Raw genomic sequence first — 17,728 nt, 5'->3', positions numbered from 1 at the left:
ATTTAAAGCTATTGTTTAGATTAACTGGCGTTAATTGCTAGATATATTCTTATTTTTGGTTTTTGTTGCTGATGTTGTTCTGGGGTGTAAGCATTCTGATCTAATTGTTGTGTTCCTGTAAGAGATGGAAGTCATCACTGTTTGATCGTGAACCTTGTTCCGGTATTAAGACAATTTTCGAATATCGTACATACTTAACAGACCTCCCTATTGAAAAAGGCATGATACTCAAACTCGATCAGGTTGTTTTTTCATCACAACCACAGAATATGAGGGTGTTAGTTTAGAGCTTTAGGGCATAGTAGCTGTTTTTGAAAAGTTGGCTAAAGCTGTTTCTATTTTGGTAATGACTTCATTACAGCCTTTAATATTGTGCCTTTTAACTAAATAGTCAGGGCTATTATAGGTTAACCACACTTGTCCTTTTTCGTCTTGATTGATCAAGGCTTTTTGAGGTAAATCTATTGCAGCACTTTGGCTACACTGCATTAAAAGTGTTCCCACTTTAGGGTTGCCAAAAATAATGAGCTCGGTGGGGCGTAACACCTCACCAACATGTTTTGCCCCCACCGAATGATCAATTCTAACAAAAACCGTCATGCCTTTATCATTCAATATCTGTTCAAGCCTATCTGCAGTGACTTTTACAGTATGTGCACTCTTTACACTGATTAATCCATTGTTAGCAAAAGCCATGGGGATGGCGAGAGAGAATAGTGTAGCGCTCAATAGTGTTCGTTTTAATATTTTTTCCATTATGCTTTTCATCGTCAAACCATCCTGTTCAATGTGATTAATCTAAATAACTATCTAATCAATTTTCCAGCGTAAATGTCTGCCTATTTAGTGAACCAGAATGGTATTACTGTAGTAAATATTTCAGTAGAACGATAAATAAGCTGAGAAGTGAAATGAAAAAATAGTGGGGATGAATAGGAATGAAACAAATGAGCCCTCAGATAACATATAAGAATAGTATCAGAGGGCATATGACGATAGTGAATAGGGTTATGCTACTTCTACTGCTTTTTTATTAGTTCTTGCCGCTAATTTATTCGCTAATGAATGCAATTCAGGCAACATGCGGTGAATCAAGTGAAGCTGCTGTAACACCATACGGACTGATGTACTGTCTTCGTCTCGCCACTGAGCAAGGCGTTGTTCGATTTCAGTATCAATCACCAGCGTTGGGACCACTTGGTTGCTTGATAGCTGTTCAGCCAAACTATCAAGGTGAGCGTGAATCAGACGGTGTGATTGCGCGACTAACTGGTGTGTATGTTCATCTTCCAGTCGCGTGCGGTGTGCCCCGAGTGCTGAAATATAACTCAACATGGCATGATTAAGCGTTAAAAAGCGGAAACTCTCATCTGTACACATACGATAGCGCCCTGGTTCAGCGAGCATATTGCTTATCGCGGTACTGAGCTGAGCATCGGTATTATGCGCATCTCGACGTGCTATACGGTAGTTTAAGCTGTCTTTTTTACCAATACGGTACTGACCAATGATCTGAGCAAGGTAATCACAATTGGTTTTAATTGCCGATGCCATTACCGTATGTAAACGGTTTGCTTGCCAATCAGGCAAAATAAAGCTGACGGCAAGCACTGCTAATAAACACCCAAGTAGGGTATCGCCGAGTCGCGGTAAAATAACCGCAAACCCTTCCCCTAATTGATTAAAACAAAATAAGACTAATAGCGTGATAAAGGCGGTTGCTAAACCATACTGCACGGTTCTAAAGGCGAAGAACAATACACCGGCCAATACCATGAGTACCAACTGGCCTTCTTGACCAGGAAACAGGTATAACAATGGAATACCGGCCAACAATCCACCCAGAGTACCGATGACTCTCTGAACCAATTTTTGGCGTGTTGCACTATAGTTAGGCTGGCAAACAAAGAGTGTTGTAAGCAGAATCCAATATCCTCTTTCAAGATCTAACAATTGAATACAGCCGTAGCCAACAGTTAGTGCAATTGCCATGCGCAGCGCATGACGAAATAGCATAGAATCTGGCTTAAACTGGCTAATAACCCGTTTCCACATTTCTTTAGCACCACGAGCTTCGGTGTCTGCCAATTCAATATCTGGATCGGTAGGCGCGGCATCTGGGTTGCTTACATTAGACAGTTGACGTTCAACGGTAGCGAGGTTCTTGAACAGATAATCTAACTGAATGAGATACGAACGCCATTCTGGGTTATTCTGACTTTTTAAGTGGATTAACGATTCTTGCAGCTCATCTAATGCACGAATACTTTCAATACTGTGATGATAAGGCTTACCCATCGCGAGAGCATGTGAAACCGCACGGCATTCATTGGCTTGTGACGTCAATAAGCGTTGAAAACGAAATAGCACATCACTACGTTGGAAGGTTACGGCTAAATCTTGATAGCGATAATGCGAAGAACTAGCACGTTCATGAATATCTTGTGCGAGAAAATAGATTTTCAAGAAGCGATCACCCGTTGCATTAGGGTGTCCGCGACGCGCACGGTGCAGTAATGTTGCTTTGGCTGAATTGAGTGCAGCAACCACTTGAGCATTTTTTTGCGCAGCTTCAATACGTAAGGGCTGCGGAACAAGGTTAGAAACCGGATCAAACAGTTTACTTTTACTGTCTAAATAGTGTGAGAATTCACTAAAAACACGCGCTAAGCTTTGTTGCACGGGCTGGTTAGGCCAAAAGATATGCCAAAGTAATGATAAAGAGCCATACCATGCTGCGCCAGCTAATAGAATAACAGGCTGATACCATAGGTTAGGGCTCGTATCGGCTCCCAGCATGGTATAGACCGCCAGTAAGAGCGAGGCAAACGCGATACTGGCGTAACGAGCACCAATAGCCCCTAGCATTATAAAGCTGAAGGTAGAGACGAATAAGCCAATCGCGAAAAATAGAGGAGTATCAAATAGAATTTCGATAGAAAAAGATGCGATAAGAAAACACGTAAGTGTCATCGCCAGTCCTTTAATTCGCCCTGTTAGGTTATCATCAGTTTCTGCGAGCGCAGCGGCGATAATCCCTAGTACAAGTGGTGTGATTTCGGTAGTTAAGCCTAAGTGCCAACAAGGCAATGCAACACCGACTAGCGCAATTAGTACCCTTATACTGTAGTTAATACGGTCATTGGCCCAATAGCGGCGTAAATTCAATCTAAAGCGGTTTTTTTGCATGTATGATTAACAATCTTCTGATAAAAGGCGGCAAATGAACCGTTACAATCGTATGTGAGTAACGAAAAAAATGACAAGGTATATAAGATAACAAAGTTGAGATTAAACCACATAAAAAATAATGGCTAATCAAGCTGTAAGACGAAATTATAATCAAATCTGTATTGTGGTGCTATGGTGAAATACGGGTTATTGGTAATCTATCGTCCCGTAGCGTAAGGCATCTTGAAGTATTATGGGTATTATAGCCAAGCTACCTCAAAGTATTGAAATGAGTATCTTGATGTAACTTGGGTAATTAAGAAGCCTGAATGAAAATTAGGAAGATTTTGGTGAAAAAATGCGTTTAAGTGCCAGTGTATTAGCACAGTGGTTTGTGCAAGGTGACTATTTCAGTATTGAGCTGAATGAACATAGTTTAACTCTTGATAGCCAGACAGAAACAAGCACGATTTCGTTTGATGATTGGGATGGTGCGATTGAAGTACATCGTGGGGTAGTGTGGGGCTCATTAGAGCTTACCTCAGCTGATCAACAATATTGTTGGACGATTCATGGTTTACCTTGGCAACAATGTAAGCCTTTTGCTGCACGTCTTCTTGAATCGTATCGTGATTGGGCACATGGTCGAGTTGATCGGCTTGATAAAGCCTTACCAGATGTCCTTAATCGTATTAATAGCTTTGCGACACAGCAAGGTTATTTACGCGAATCAGAGCACGATGATTTGTGTAAATTCCTTGATGATTCATTGAAAACAACGGGTTTAACTCAAGAGCTTGCTGCGTCTTTTCGCCCTATGGCATTCGAGAGAATAGAACCTTGGCTAGAAGGTAATGGGGATTGGGTCGAAGAGAATAACCGTGAGTGGTTAACGTCGGAAGCTGAAAAGTGGTCATCATGGTTTGATAAATTTGAAACATCACCCCTTAATCCCTCGCAGCGTGAAGCCGTATTAATCAATCAAGATCATAATTTGGTTTTAGCGGGTGCGGGTACAGGCAAAACGAGTGTGTTGGTAGCACGTGCTGGTTACCTTGTTGCCAATCAAGCAGCACAGCCTGAAGAAATACTGATGTTGGCATTTGGTCGCAACGCGGCAGAAGAAATGCGTGAACGTTTGGCGTTGAAGGTTAACGATAGAATTAAAGTGGCGACATTTCATGCATTAGGCACGCAGATTATTCAATCAGTTGAAAATGAACGGCCGAATGTTTCCCCGTTAGCATTGGATGACAAAGCAAAAGCACAGTGGATTACTTCTACTTTAAAAGAGCAATGGGAAAGCGCGGCATCAGCTAAACGCTGGCAGAAACATTTAACGCAATGGCGTATTCCTGGTTTTAAAGCTGATAACTCAATGGAACAGCAAGCGAAGAATGAACAGCTAGCGAGTTGGGTTTGGCGTCATATTGAATTAATCGGACAAAGCGGTTTAAGCAAAAGCGACCTTGTAGCGATTATTGATAAGAGCAATAACCCTGCTGCTAAGCAACGTATGAAGAGTGAATTAGGATTATTGTGGCCCTGTTTTCGTGCTTATGAGCAGCATTTGAAATCGAATAAGCAAATCGATTTCAATACCATGATCCAAAAAGCGGTTGAATACGTTAATGATGGAAAATTTGTACCAGAATGGCGTTTTATTATGGTTGATGAATACCAAGATATTTCGCCACAGCGTTTGTCATTAATTGAAGCTTTATGTAATAGCGAAGAAGAAACAAAACCGCGTCCAACTTTATTTGCGGTAGGCGATGATTGGCAAGCTATTTACCGTTTTGCGGGTGCAGATGTTAATTTAACAACAGGTTTTGCTGACCGATTTGGCTCAAGCCACATTACAGAGTTAGACACCACTTATCGTTTTAATAGTATGATCGGTGAAGTGGCAAATCTCTTTATTCAACAGAATCCGCAACAGCTTAGGAAAGATCTGACAAGCCATAAAAAACAGAAACGCAAAGCAGTAACATTATTATGTCAGGATTTACTTGAACAAGAACTGATACAGCTTGCTTCTCAGAATGAAAAGCCTGTTACGGTATTGTTGTTAGGTCGAAACAATAAACAACGTCCCGAAAAACTAAAAGCTTGGCAAACCCAATGGCCACAATTAAACATGAATTTCATGACCTGCCACGGTAGTAAAGGGCGTGAAGCCGATTTTGTGTTTATTTTGGATGTGAACCGTGGTGTATTTCCCGCTCCAGAGCGTGAAACAGGTTTAGCTGCATGTTTACAATCTAAAAATGAAGGGTATGCAGATGCAGAAGAACGCAGATTGTTTTATGTTGCGCTAACACGCGCGAAAAAGCATGTTTGGGTTTGTGCTGATCCTGAAAAAACATCATCGTTTATTAATGAACTGATTGATGATAAATATGCAGTCATGAACAAGATTAAGCGCATGAAAGTAAAATAACGCTCAAGGTGTTTAATACTGAATGAGAAGCCTCAACCGAGATCTGGTTGGGGCTTTTTTATTATATTTCATGTCTATACCTAATCCATAACTATGACGATTTTACCACTGTGGCTCATCGCCTTTAATTTTTCTAAGCCTTCAACTAACCGCTCAAAAGGTAAAACCTCTGTCACCATTGCGTCGAGCTTTCCTTCCGCGACAAGATTACTCAAGCTATTGCCAATATCGGCAAGATGATAAATGTGTTCAGGTGTTCCGTGTGCGAATGTGCCGTGTAACGCGACTTCGTGCAAGCTAAGTGCTTTCGTTGTTGCTAGCAAAGGTACTTGATTAAATTGATCTGCCACCATCACAATATGTCCGTTATAACGGATTAATGCACTCATCATGCTGCCTGATTTTGCAGAAACACAGTCAATCACAGAATGAAGAAGATGATCTTCAGTAAGCTCTATAATCCGCATTGCGACATTATCTTTATGGGGGTCAATAACTGCATCGGCTCCATATTGCAATAAACGCTCATGGTGCTGCTGGTCGGCTATCGCATAGACATGAGCGCCTGCAAGCTTGGCTAATTGAACCGCAAACCCGCCGACACCACCACCTGCACCCGTAATAGCAATGTGCTGACCAGGTTTAGCCTGGAGTTTATCGTATACCGCCATCCATGCGCTGTATCCTGCGCAGGGTAGTGCAGCTGCTTGTTGAAAGTCTAACGAGTCTGAAATGCGGCTAACGGCATTTGCTTTACACGTTGCAAATTCAGCAAAACCACCGGCAGTGCGTGGATCGGCGAAAAAAAGAACTCTGTCCCCCGCTTTAAACTGTACAACATCTTTGCCCACTTCAGTGACGGTACCTGATACATCAAGACCGATCACTTGAGGGTAATTCCATGTTGCATATCCCCAGTTTGCAAGTTTGTAGTCCATTGGGTTTAGGCTAACGGCTGCTACTTGAATGCAAATTTCATCAGAGTTGGGTGTTGGCTTTTCTGTTTCCTCTAATTTTAGGTGTGTTAATCCTTCCGGTTTGGTGAGTCTCCATACATTCATACACCACTGCCTCTGCATTTTTTATAATAATTGTTACTACTATTCTGTTTTATAACCTTATATCTAATCGCACGATCTTGCTTAATCTGAATAAAAAAATGTCTGTAATAGGATATAAAAAGGATCGTAAGTAGCATTTTCAAGATGGGGTAGCGAGAACAAAGGGTTTTTAATAAATAAAAAAGCCTTCTGATAAACAAAAGGCTCAATGAATCAGTGACTAATTAATGAGAGACTTTAGCCGATACGTTCAGCAAGGTAAGCGTCATAATCTGGAATTTCGATAGAAATTTCTTCTGCTAATAATGGTGATGTAATCATAAACTTTGCGCTTGCTCGGTTAGTTGCAACAGGTACATTCCAGACGGCAGAAATACGCAATAGTGCTTTCACATCAGGATCATGAGGAACTGCATTTAGCGGATCCCAGAAGAAAATCATCATATCAATTTTACTTTCTGAGATTAAAGCGCCTAGTTGTTGATCTCCTCCCATAGGGCCACTGATCATGCAGTTGATTTTAAGACCTGTTTCTTTGGTAAGAAGGTGACCTGTAGTGCCTGTTGCATACAGAGTGTGGCCTTCAAGTTTGTCTTCAAACTCTTTCACCCAACGTAAAAGATCTTGTTTACAGTTGTCATGTGCAACTAAGGCAATATGCTTGCTCTTGTTCATTGTACGCGTTGTGACTTGCATGTATAACTCCAATTTATTCGTACAAAATACGAGAGGCTGCTTGGGTATAATTATAATGATATCTGCGCTCATTAATAACAAAGCTATCTATTGATGTACAACGACATAGGCCGAAAGTATAAGCTAGCGCAAAGACTTATTTTTAGTGGGCAACATCATGGTTTTCAACATTAAATACAGGTCTATATTCTGCTGGTGATAAAGAGTCTGTAATGACCTCTCTTGGAAGGTACTCTGGCGTTAATGGCTGAATTTTTGGTGCTAAATCGAATTCCATCGGCTTATTCTCAAGATAACGTACAGCCTGATCGACAGACATTTGTGCTTGCTGAGCCATTTTATCTGTAGGAGAAAATAGAATTTTTCCTCGGCGTAATCCACGATAGACACCATGACTTAGATAGGTCGATATAATTTTCACATCGTCTGTTTTGTGGTTGGTGCGAAGTTCACTGATCGCAACTTCTGCAGCAACAGCTCCACCGACAATATAATTAATATCGGGGTGTTCAGTAAAAAGCTGTTGTATAAGGTTACGCTGCAGTTCTTTACTGTTATCAGCCCACAGTGTGCTCACCACTTCTATATCACTATTTTGTAAGGCATCTAAAAATCCAGAGTTGACAGGCTTTGTACCACCACGCTGTTTAGGCCCTGGTAACCACGCTACTTTGACTGTTCCGCTACCTTTAGGGTGACGCTGTGCGAGAAAAACACCGGCTTGTTTTCCCATGTAATACCAATCAACGCCCACTTTGGCTTTAATGTGCATTTTAATATCTGGGTCTGACATATCGATATCATTGGTCATCGAAAAGACAGGTATATCGCCAGTAAATTGCGATAAAATTCCGTTATAAGCAGTTCTATCAACAGTCCCTAAGATAATGGCATCTGCTCCCCACTTTTTACAGTATTGTAATTGACCTTTTTGTTTATCAAGTTCAGGGTAGCCACCTGCCTCTAATACTTTTAACGTAATACCCAAAATTTTAGCTTGCTCAACCATGCCGTAGTTGATTGAAAGCCAATAGGAGTCTTTTAGATGTGGATAGACCGCACAAATTTTCCATGGCTTCGATACAGATAGAAGCGGCTTAAATGGAATGCTTTGTGGTTGCCTTTCATGTTTAAAGGGCGGTTTGTACGTGTTGATCTCACGTGCAAAAGCAGAGTTAAGGGTAAAAAAGAGTAATAAAAACGAAATAATAGATTTTTTGAGCATGATTATTAGCATCTGTACTGATATCGCAGGCAAAATAGTAATGTTTTATTTGGTAGGGTTAAACCCCATTTTTCATATATATGGTTCTAGTCTATGACATTTAACCGAAATGGTATTGGTGGCAAGTTACTTTTAGCATTCTCAGCCATGGCTGCGCTAATGATTTTAGCTGTCGTTATTGGTGTTGCTGGCTTTTCGTTGGTTGCAAAAACAGAAAAAACAGTCATTAATTCGGCAGTTCCCGCTTTGGTGGAAGCTCGCCATCTGTCTGATTTGAGCTCCAGAATTATTTTTACCGCTCAGGTTCTAGCAACGTCAAAAACAGAACATGAACGTCAACGACAAGGTCGTGCGTTAACCATTTATATTGAAGGGTTAAAAGGCAGCTTAACGGCACTAAAAAGCTACCCATTTGATGAAGACTTAATGTCTCAATTAGACAGCGATGTTAAGAGCATTATCGATAATCTCGCTTTAATGGGGTTATTGGTTGGGCGGCAGATCCGCCTACAAGCTCAATCCGATGAACTTACCAGTGAGATGCTAGTTGCAACACAACAGGTTGATTCGCTATCACAATCTCAAGTCTCGAATGCAAGCACTATTGCGGTTGCGAACGTTTCACGTATTTATGATTTAGTTGAATCTGGTGATAATCAGGCGGTATATAACGCGTTAGATAGCTTAGTTGAAGTCGATATGGATTTGTCTGAGCGCCTTTTTGAACTGAGGTTTTTGGCACTTCAAGTTATTAACATGCTTGATGATTCTAAACGGTTAGGTGATATAGGTAATTTAACACGCTTAAAAGAACGGTTTATTCATGCCGTTAACGTGATGAGCTACCGTGTTAAATCGGTAGAAGACCCAAGTCGTTCAGCGCAACTGACAGAATTAACGTCTAATTTAAATCGTGGCGGAGTATTATTTGGAGTCTTAGAGCAGTTACTGTACGCAAAAAAAGATGTTGAGCGTCTAGACCAACAGAATCTCGTTTTATTTCAGCAGTTAAATAGTACTGTCGACGGTATTATAACGGCGGCAAATGAGGGTACTCAACAAGCGGTTACAAAAGTCGATGAAACCCTTACCGTTGCTAGAACAACGCTTATTAGTATTTCTGTTATTGGTTTAGCTGCCTTGGTATTAATCATGTGGCGCTTTGTATATGCGAGCGTTATCTGTCGTTTTAATGACTATAGCCAAGCGTTATTGTCGTTAGCACGTGGTGATCTTGGTATTCAATTGGATATTAAAGGTGATGATGAATTAGCACACATGGGGCGTGCCATCATGGTAGCCCGTGATACCGCATCTGAACGGTATCGTTTAATACAAGTTGAACGAAAAATCCGCCATGAACTGCAGCTGCATAAAGAAAGCCTAGAACGATTAGTTGTACAGCGAACGTCTGAACTAGAAAAGACCAATAGCCGCTTAAACGAAGAAGTGGTGAATCATGATAAAGCGCGTAATGAGGCAGAAAAGGCTAACCGTGCAAAATCTGCCTTCCTAGCGACCATGAGCCATGAAATTCGCACGCCAATGAATGGTGTGCTCGGCACGGCTTCATTATTAGCTGACACTGGACTTAACGATCAGCAAGCCCGTTATTTGCGTGTGATTAACCGCAGCGGAGAAACCTTGTTAGATATCCTCAATGACATTTTGGATTACTCAAAAATTGAAGCTGGCCATTTGGATATTCGACTTGTTGATTTTTCACTGTCAGAGTTAGTGTTGGACGTACACAATATGTTGGAAAGTCGCGCGTTAGGTAAACATATTCAATTAGTGAACCACATTGATGACACCATGAACAATATTTGGCAGGGGGATGTGACGCGTATTCGTCAGGTACTGATTAATTTGGTGGGTAATGCGATTAAATTTACCGACCAAGGTCAAGTGACGATTGCGGTCAGCATGAACCCAGATATGCCTGATGAGTTACTGTTTGAAGTCACAGACAGTGGCATTGGTATCGATGAGGCGGAACAAGACACCCTGTTTAACGCCTTCAAGCAAGCAGAAGAAGGACGAAAAACGATTGGTGGTACAGGTTTAGGGTTAGCGATAAGCCGACATATTGTTGCCGCAATGGAAGGCGAAATTGGTGTCGATTCAACCATTAATGTAGGTAGCTGTTTCTGGTTTTCAATTCCATTAGAACGAGGCAAATTGTCGACAGGAACTGAAGGCACTATGATAACAATACCGCCAGCTCATATCTTATTGGTAGAAGACAACCCAGTAAACAGCATGGTTGCAGAGGGGTTTCTACGACGGCTAGGGCATAGTGTGATTACGGCAGAAGACGGTGAAAGTGCCGAGCGTGAATTTCATCAGCATGTATTTGATATGGCGTTACTTGATATCAATTTACCGGATACAGACGGCGTAACCTTACTGCATCGTTTACGTCGTATCGAAGAGGCTAACCGTGAATCGTGGGAAGAGCCTACGCCAATGATTGCATTTTCTGCTCATGTATTTAGAGAGGAAGTCGAGCAATACTTAGCCGCGGGTTTTGCTGGTTTCTTACCTAAACCCGTTACTGAAAAGCAGTTAATAGCAACAATCGGCAGTATTCTTAAAGGAGACAAGCGGGTGGTTGTAGAGAATATTCCATTCGACAATGTATCTGTTATTGAGATCGATAAGCAAGACAATAACAATGCCGAAAAGAGTGAGTCTGACTCAGTTTTTCCCGTATTAAAAGAATCTGTACTAGGTGATGATTTACAAGTATTAGGTGTAGAACAAGTTCAGAAACTGATTGCGTTGTTTGCAAGCTCTTCAAGTGAAACCTTAGATAAACTGCAGCAAGCCGTTGAAGCTTTAGACATGGCTGAGGTTTCTAATCATGCACATACTTTAAAGGGTGCAGCAGGAACGATGGGCTTAATACGATTACACCAAGAGTGCTTACTTTTTGAAAAAGCAGGTAAAGCAGGCTCGCTTGATGGTTTAGATATTAAAACGGTTTCACAGGCTTTTGAGGCATCAAAACAAGCACTAGAAAGCACGTTTATACACTCAAGTTAGCTTGGCTATACCGCATTCATTCTTACTTTTAAGTAAATCATAGTCTTATACCCAAGTTACCTCAAGATGCTCGTTTCAGCGAGAATTTGTTGTGCTCTAGGCAAGGCGCTTATTTATAGACCTAGTCGTTCTACGTTGAAAATAAGTAACACCGCATAGAGCACAACAAAACTCGCCCTTCGGGAGTGATTCAGCGTATCTACTTCTGTGTCAAATGTGTTTGAAAGGGAATGCCATTCCTACACACATTTTCCTTGAATTATACACGCTGAGATCACTCTGAATCCTGCATCTTGAGGTAGCTTGGGTATATAGGCATGATGTTTAGTTATATAAACATCATGCCTTATTTGTATTTAATCCTAGTCAATTTCTTCTAGCGTGATCATCTGTACAAAACGCATCTTTGTGGTGATATAAGCTATTAAATTGATAATTATAAGGTTTATATTTATCAAATTAGAAATATTGCAAAATTAGTGAATATTATTCCATTATAAAAAAACATAGAGAGATACGATGAAGAAGATGACTTTAACTTTGCTGTCTGCCGCTATTTTATCGGCAATCAGTCTAAGTGCTAATGCGTGTACTGGTCTTATTGTTGGTAAAAATGCCTCTTCAGATGGCAGTATTATGATTGCTAGAAATGAAGATTTTGGCATTAATAATTGGAATAAACACTTGGCGTACCGTCCAGCTCAGTTAAATAAAGAAGGGGACTGGGCATTAGGTAATGGGCTTGTTGTACCGATGCCTAAGCAGTTTTATGCGTATTCTGCTATTCCTGATTGGGATGCTAATACGGTAAACAGTGACGGTAAATATTACGAAGAACGTGGTATTAATGAATTTAATGTCGCCGTTTCAGCAACAACCAGTGCTGAAGTGAATGAGAAAGCTGCGGCTGCTGATCCTCTGATTGAAAATGGCATCATTGAAGCCGTTATTCCTACTTTGATACTCCCTCAAGTTAAAACCGCTAAACAGGGGGTTGAATTACTTGGTCAATATATCGAAAAATACGGTGCTGGCGAGGGAAATAGCCTGTATATCGCCGATGTAAATGAAGCGTGGTTAGTTGAAATCGGTTCTGGCCATCATTGGATTGCAGTAAAAGTACCTGATGATAGCTATGCCATGATAGCCAATGGATTGAGAGTGCATGGGGTTAATCTTAATGCTAATGATGTATTGCATTCTAAAGGACTATTGGATTTCGTTACGTCGAACGAACTGCTAGATAAGCCTGATGCTAAGTCATTTAACTTTGCCAAAGCATTTGGTGTTATTGGTGATGTCTATAATGTTGACCGCGAATGGTTAGGGCAACATATGCTATCGGCATCTAATAAGCAGGATACACGATTGCAGCAGTACCCTTTGTTTATGAAGCCTGATGATAAGCTGTCGGTAAAAGATGTTGCAGATGTACTCAGTGCAACATATGAAGGCACCAGTTTAGCCGATAAAGGTGAGCGTCCAATACGTGTAGAACGACAGTTAGAGTCTCATATTATCCAGCTGCGTAAAGACATGCCTAAAGAGCTGCAAGGTTTGATTTGGCAAAGTTACGGGGTATTGGCAGAATCAGTATTAGTGCCGTTATACAGCAGCTTACAAGATTACCCAACGCCTTATACTGTAGGAAACGATATCTATTCTGATGACTCTGCTTATTGGCAATTCCGCAGCTTAACTGCTTTAGCTACCGCGAATCCTGACAAGTACTTACCTATGTTAAATGAGGTATGGAATAAAGAAGAAACCAAGCTATATAAACAAGTTAGTAGCATGGACAAGACACTGAAAACACTTTATAAAACGGATAAACAAGCAGCGTTAGATATGGCGTCGGATTACTCTTACGGTCAGCTTCAACGTACATTAAGCATGGCGACTGAAACGCGCTATAAGATGATGACAGATTTGACTAAAAGTACCGAGAAAAAGTATTCAGAAGAAGAGTTTAAGAAAATAATGAGCTTGTAATAAATAATAAAAAGCCCCGATAGTTTTCACTATCGGGGCTCTTAACAGTTAGCGCTTATAAGGGAAGAATTACTTCTTCGCGTTAAGTGCTTTAATTTCTTCAATTACTGTCGCTGCAACGTTTGCAGGACATGGTGCATAGTGTGCGAACTCCATAGAGAACTGACCACGACCAGAAGTCATTGTACGTAGTTGACCGATGTAACCAAACATTTCTGAAAGAGGAACGTCTGCTTTAATACGAGAACCAGTTATACCAGCCATCTGATCTTTGATCATGCCACGACGACGGTTAAGGTCACCGATAACATCACCAACGTGATCTTCAGGAGTGAACACGTCTACAGCCATGATAGGCTCAAGAAGTTGAGCACCAGCTTTAGGCATAGACTGACGGAATGCGCCTTTCGCTGCGATTTCAAATGCTACTGCAGATGAATCGACTGCGTGGAAGCCACCGTCTAGAAGTTCAATTTCAACGTCAAGAACAGGGAAACCAGCTAGAACACCAGTATCCATCATGCCCTTGAAGCCTTTTTCGATTGCAGGCCAGAATTCTTTAGGAACGTTACCACCAACAACAGATGATGTGAACGTAAAGCCTGAACCTACTTCGCCTGGCTTCATGATGTAGTCGATCTTACCGAACTGACCAGAACCACCAGATTGTTTCTTGTGCGTGTAGCTATCTTCAACTGGCTTCGTGATAGTTTCACGGTAAGCAACTTGAGGAGCACCAACAATAAGGTCAACGCCGTAAGTACGCTTAAGGATATCAACTTTGATATCTAGGTGAAGTTCACCCATACCTTTAAGAATAGTTTCGCCAGTTTCTTCGTCAGTGTGAACTAGGAAAGATGGATCTTCTGCAACCATTTTACCGATCGCGATACCCATTTTCTCAGAACCGCCTTTGTCTTTAGGCGTTACAGCAATCGAGATTACTGGAGTAGGGAAGATCATCGCTTCAAGCGTAACTTCGTGCTTAGGATCACATAGAGTGTGACCAGTTTTAACGTTCTTCATACCCACAACGGCGATGATATCACCAGCTTGCGCGGTTGAAAGCTCGTTACGCTCATCTGCTTGCATTTCAACCATACGGCCGATACGTTCAGTCTTACCAGTAGCACTGTTAAGAACAGTATCGCCTTTATTCAGTTTACCTGAGTAAATACGGATGAAAGTAAGAGCACCGAAACGGTCGTCCATAATTTTGAACGCAAGCGCTTTTAGTGGCTCGTCAACAGATACAGTAGCTACTTCGCCAGTTGGCTCACCAGTTTCTGGATCAGTTAGCGGCTGTGGATCAACTTCCGTTGGAGACGGTAGGTAATCGATAACAGCATCAAGAATAAGTTGCATACCTTTGTTCTTGAATGCAGAACCACAGTACGTAGGGAAGAATGAACAGTCACGAGTACCACGACGGATACACATTTTAACTTGTTCAATCGTAGGCATTTCGCCTTCCATGTACGCTTCTAGAAGGTCATCGTCTTGCTCTAGAGCAGTTTCGATTAGTTCTTCACGGTAAGCTTCTACGTCGTCAACCATGTCCGCAGGAACATCAGTGATTTCGTAGTTTTCAGGAAGACCAGTGTCATCCCAAACGAATGCTTGACGGCTTAATACGTCTACAACACCAACAAAGTCGTCTTCACGGCCGATTGGTAGAGTCATAACTAGTGGCACAGCACCAAGAACTTTCTTGATCTGGTCAACAACGCGAAATAGATCTGCACCCATACGGTCTAGTTTGTTAACGAAGATGATACGTGCAACTTCTGAGTCGTTCGCGTAACGCCAGTTAGTTTCTGACTGAGGCTCAACACCACCAGAACCACAGAATACACCGATACCGCCATCAAGTACTTTAAGTGAACGGTATACTTCAACTGTAAAGTCAACGTGTCCAGGAGTATCGATAACGTTAAAACGGTGGTCTTTCCAGAAACAGCTTACTGCTGCAGACTGGATAGTTATCCCGCGCTCAGCTTCCTGTTCCATGAAGTCAGTTGTTGATTCGCCATCGTGAACTTCACCAGTTTTGTGGATCTGACCAGTAAGTTTCAGGATACGTTCAGTCGTCGTGGTTTTACCCGCATCAACGTGCGCGAAAATACCAATGTTTCTGTATTTCGATAAATCTGACATTGTCTTTCTCTATAGATAATGATGTTCTTAATTCGGCGGGAGTATACCACTTATTACCGCAAACAGAACATAGGTTCAGGGTTATTAAGTGACCATTTGTACCGCTTTTTTCATTAAACGATGAAATGTCGGCATCTAGCTAGCAATTATAGAGTGTAATTGCTTTGCTGTTTGCCCATTTGACGATGAAATCGACTCGTTAAGAATGACTAGCTTGTACAGATAACGTCACAAAAGAATATGTTTTCATGAAGTCACACAACTATTGTTGGCAACTCAACATCGTTTTCGATGATCTCCTAACCTAATAATTAAATAAACTAGGACGAGAATAGTGCGTGATTATGAAGGCTTTAGTGCCAAAGTTAAACCTACCATTTTGGTATTTAGTGTAACTTTTTTAAATTTTATGAGAATACGCCACAAGTTTTATCAACTTATGGCGCTTAATGTTTATTGAATAGTTAGAAATTAACTATTTTCTTCGACTTCTTGAATGCGTTCTTTGCGCATCTGCTCTTCAAGCATAACGGCATTGATTTCTTCTAATACAGCATCAACATCTGCAAGTTCGGTACTTTCTTCAAAATGGCCGGTTAATTCGACGTCAGCTTGTAGGTTACCTTCTTCATAAAGAGCCCAGATTTCTTTAGCAAACTGAGTATCAAGCAATTCAGGTGCGTATTGTCCGTAATAGGCCGTCATGTTATTAACATCACGTTCTAGCATCCACTTGGCATTGTTGTTAGCTGATGCATCAACGGCTTGAGGAAGATCGATGATTACCGGTCCGTATTGATCAACTAATACATTAAATTCAGATAGATCACCATGCACAATACCTGCACATAACATGCGCACGACACTTCGCATTACAGAAGCATGGTCGATAAGTGCCTGCTCTTTAGTAATAGAGACGTCATTTAAACGTGGGGCAACTAAGCCTTCGTCATCAGTAACAAGCTCCATTAACAGTACGCCATCAAAGCACCCGTAAGGCTGAGGTACGCGAACACCCGCATTAGCAAGAGTGTATAACGCGTCAACTTCGGCACTTTGCCATACTTGTTCTTGTTGGTCTCGACCGAATTTAGAGCCTTTTTCCATTGCGCGTGCGCGTCGGCTATTTTTTACTTTTCGGCCTTCACGGTATTGCGCAGCTTGTTTAAAGCTACGTTTATCTGCTTCTTTGTACACTTTCGCGCAGCGAATGTCGTCACCACAACGTACAACGTAGACAGAGGCTTCTTTGCCACTCATTAATTGGTGTAGAACGTCGTCTACTAACCCATCATCAACCAGAGGTTGGATTCGTTTTGGTATCTTCATAGCGCCGTTATACATGAGTTATGTGTCGGATGGAATACAGGGAAATAGATCTTTTTGCTTTGTTTACCCTAAGTATCGATTGTGCGGTACAATTTAAGACGTAAGTTATCAAATGAGCGACATACAATGTCTCAAGAAGAAATTGAAGTAGAAGCGATTGGTATTGAAGTATCCTCTCAACCAATTGAGCTTTATAAAGTATTAAAAATTGCCAACGCAGTCAGTGGTGGTGGTGAAGCAAAAATGGCCATCTCTGAAGGTTATGTTGCTGTTAACGGTGAATTGGAACAACGTAAGCGCCGTAAAATGTATGACGGTGACTTAGTTGAATTTAACGAAGAATATTATGTTGTGCTGTGTGACCAGCCAGTACAAGAGCCTTCTGATGAGCCAGTAAAAAAGAAGACGGAAAAGCCCGCAGCGAAGAAGCCTCAGCAAAAAAATGCTAATAAAGGCAACAAACCTAAAAAGAGTGCATCGAAAAAGGCAAATAAGAGTGGTCAGAATAAACCTGCAGAACCCAAAGCCGTCAATAGTGCAGATCAATCAACGGGTCGAAAGCTGATGAGTTTTTAATTGTACGGTTCATACTTTTTATAACAACGT

General features: G+C 41.3%; 11 protein-coding genes. 4 read left to right on the top strand and 7 right to left on the bottom strand.

Annotation, left to right across the window (positions count from 1 at the left end; translation table 11 throughout):
* Positions 1–291 precede the first annotated feature (291 nt).
* Positions 292–756: a DUF302 domain-containing protein gene (locus C9J12_RS00190; protein ID WP_193944627.1), complete on the bottom strand. Its 465-nt coding sequence runs from the start codon at positions 754–756 to the stop codon at positions 292–294.
* A 252-nt stretch (positions 757–1,008) separates the two neighbouring features.
* Positions 1,009–3,189, bottom strand: a complete 2,181-nt coding sequence (gene yccS, locus C9J12_RS00185) for a YccS family putative transporter (protein ID WP_107240876.1) — start codon at positions 3,187–3,189, stop codon at positions 1,009–1,011.
* Positions 3,190–3,529: 340 nt separating this feature from the next.
* On the opposite strand from yccS, the gene helD reads away from it, so the two are divergent.
* On the top strand, positions 3,530–5,614 hold the full coding sequence (helD, locus tag C9J12_RS00180) for a DNA helicase IV (RefSeq protein WP_107240875.1): 2,085 nt from the start codon (positions 3,530–3,532) through the stop codon (positions 5,612–5,614).
* Between the two features lie 80 nt (positions 5,615–5,694).
* On the opposite strand, the gene C9J12_RS00175 is transcribed toward helD, so the two are convergent.
* The 3 genes from C9J12_RS00175 to torT all read right to left on the bottom strand — a co-directional run bounded on the left by C9J12_RS00175 (position 5,695) and on the right by torT (position 8,596).
* Entirely contained in the window at positions 5,695–6,675 is a 981-nt protein-coding gene (locus tag C9J12_RS00175; RefSeq protein WP_107240874.1) for a zinc-binding dehydrogenase, read from the bottom strand.
* 237 nt (positions 6,676–6,912) lie between these two features.
* Positions 6,913–7,371, bottom strand: coding sequence for a methylglyoxal synthase (locus C9J12_RS00170; protein WP_107240873.1), 459 nt, complete (start codon positions 7,369–7,371; stop codon positions 6,913–6,915).
* A 142-nt stretch (positions 7,372–7,513) separates the two neighbouring features.
* Positions 7,514–8,596 carry a TMAO reductase system periplasmic protein TorT gene (torT, locus tag C9J12_RS00165; protein WP_170111691.1) on the bottom strand — a complete coding sequence of 361 codons (1,083 nt, stop codon included), beginning with the start codon at positions 8,594–8,596 and terminating at the stop codon, positions 7,514–7,516.
* A gap of 93 nt (positions 8,597–8,689) precedes the next feature.
* On the opposite strand from torT, the gene torS reads away from it, so the two are divergent.
* Together torS and C9J12_RS00155 are read left to right on the top strand one after the other, a co-directional pair.
* Entirely contained in the window at positions 8,690–11,644 is a 2,955-nt protein-coding gene (gene torS / locus C9J12_RS00160; protein ID WP_107240872.1) for a TMAO reductase system sensor histidine kinase/response regulator TorS, read from the top strand.
* Between the two features lie 519 nt (positions 11,645–12,163).
* Complete coding sequence (locus tag C9J12_RS00155; protein ID WP_107240871.1) at positions 12,164–13,636, top strand: C69 family dipeptidase; 1,473 nt, start codon at positions 12,164–12,166, stop codon at positions 13,634–13,636.
* Between the two features lie 69 nt (positions 13,637–13,705).
* Here the strand turns inward: C9J12_RS00155 and fusA are convergent, their stop codons facing one another.
* Both fusA and C9J12_RS00145 read right to left on the bottom strand, forming a co-directional pair.
* On the bottom strand, positions 13,706–15,793 hold the full coding sequence (gene fusA / locus C9J12_RS00150) for an elongation factor G (RefSeq protein WP_107240870.1): 2,088 nt from the start codon (positions 15,791–15,793) through the stop codon (positions 13,706–13,708).
* 471 nt (positions 15,794–16,264) lie between these two features.
* A complete protein-coding gene (locus C9J12_RS00145) occupies positions 16,265–17,122 on the bottom strand; it encodes a PA4780 family RIO1-like protein kinase (protein ID WP_107241199.1) in 858 nt (285 codons plus the stop codon).
* Between the two features lie 126 nt (positions 17,123–17,248).
* Here C9J12_RS00145 and C9J12_RS00140 point away from each other — a divergent pair, with 126 nt between their 5' ends.
* Complete coding sequence (locus C9J12_RS00140) at positions 17,249–17,698, top strand: RNA-binding S4 domain-containing protein (RefSeq protein ID WP_107240869.1); 450 nt, start codon at positions 17,249–17,251, stop codon at positions 17,696–17,698.
* The last annotated feature ends 30 nt before the right edge of the window (positions 17,699–17,728 follow it).

Source organism: Photobacterium frigidiphilum, assembly GCF_003025615.1.
Lineage (GTDB): Bacteria > Pseudomonadota > Gammaproteobacteria > Enterobacterales > Vibrionaceae > Photobacterium > Photobacterium frigidiphilum.
This window is presented reverse-complemented; position numbering and strand designations above follow the sequence as displayed.

What these genes read in the sequence shown, in the direction of transcription:
- C9J12_RS00190 (WP_193944627.1), bottom strand. Translation starts at nt 756, where the DNA reads ATGGAAAAAATATTAAAACGAACACTATTGAGCGCTACACTATTCTCT.
- yccS (WP_107240876.1), bottom strand. Translation starts at nt 3,189, where the DNA reads ATGCAAAAAAACCGCTTTAGATTGAATTTACGCCGCTATTGGGCCAAT.
- helD (WP_107240875.1), top strand. Translation starts at nt 3,530, where the DNA reads ATGCGTTTAAGTGCCAGTGTATTAGCACAGTGGTTTGTGCAAGGTGAC.
- C9J12_RS00175 (WP_107240874.1), bottom strand. Translation starts at nt 6,675, where the DNA reads ATGAATGTATGGAGACTCACCAAACCGGAAGGATTAACACACCTAAAA.
- C9J12_RS00170 (WP_107240873.1), bottom strand. Translation starts at nt 7,371, where the DNA reads ATGCAAGTCACAACGCGTACAATGAACAAGAGCAAGCATATTGCCTTA.
- torT (WP_170111691.1), bottom strand. Translation starts at nt 8,596, where the DNA reads ATGCTCAAAAAATCTATTATTTCGTTTTTATTACTCTTTTTTACCCTT.
- torS (WP_107240872.1), top strand. Translation starts at nt 8,690, where the DNA reads ATGACATTTAACCGAAATGGTATTGGTGGCAAGTTACTTTTAGCATTC.
- C9J12_RS00155 (WP_107240871.1), top strand. Translation starts at nt 12,164, where the DNA reads ATGAAGAAGATGACTTTAACTTTGCTGTCTGCCGCTATTTTATCGGCA.
- fusA (WP_107240870.1), bottom strand. Translation starts at nt 15,793, where the DNA reads ATGTCAGATTTATCGAAATACAGAAACATTGGTATTTTCGCGCACGTT.
- C9J12_RS00145 (WP_107241199.1), bottom strand. Translation starts at nt 17,122, where the DNA reads ATGAAGATACCAAAACGAATCCAACCTCTGGTTGATGATGGGTTAGTA.
- C9J12_RS00140 (WP_107240869.1), top strand. Translation starts at nt 17,249, where the DNA reads ATGTCTCAAGAAGAAATTGAAGTAGAAGCGATTGGTATTGAAGTATCC.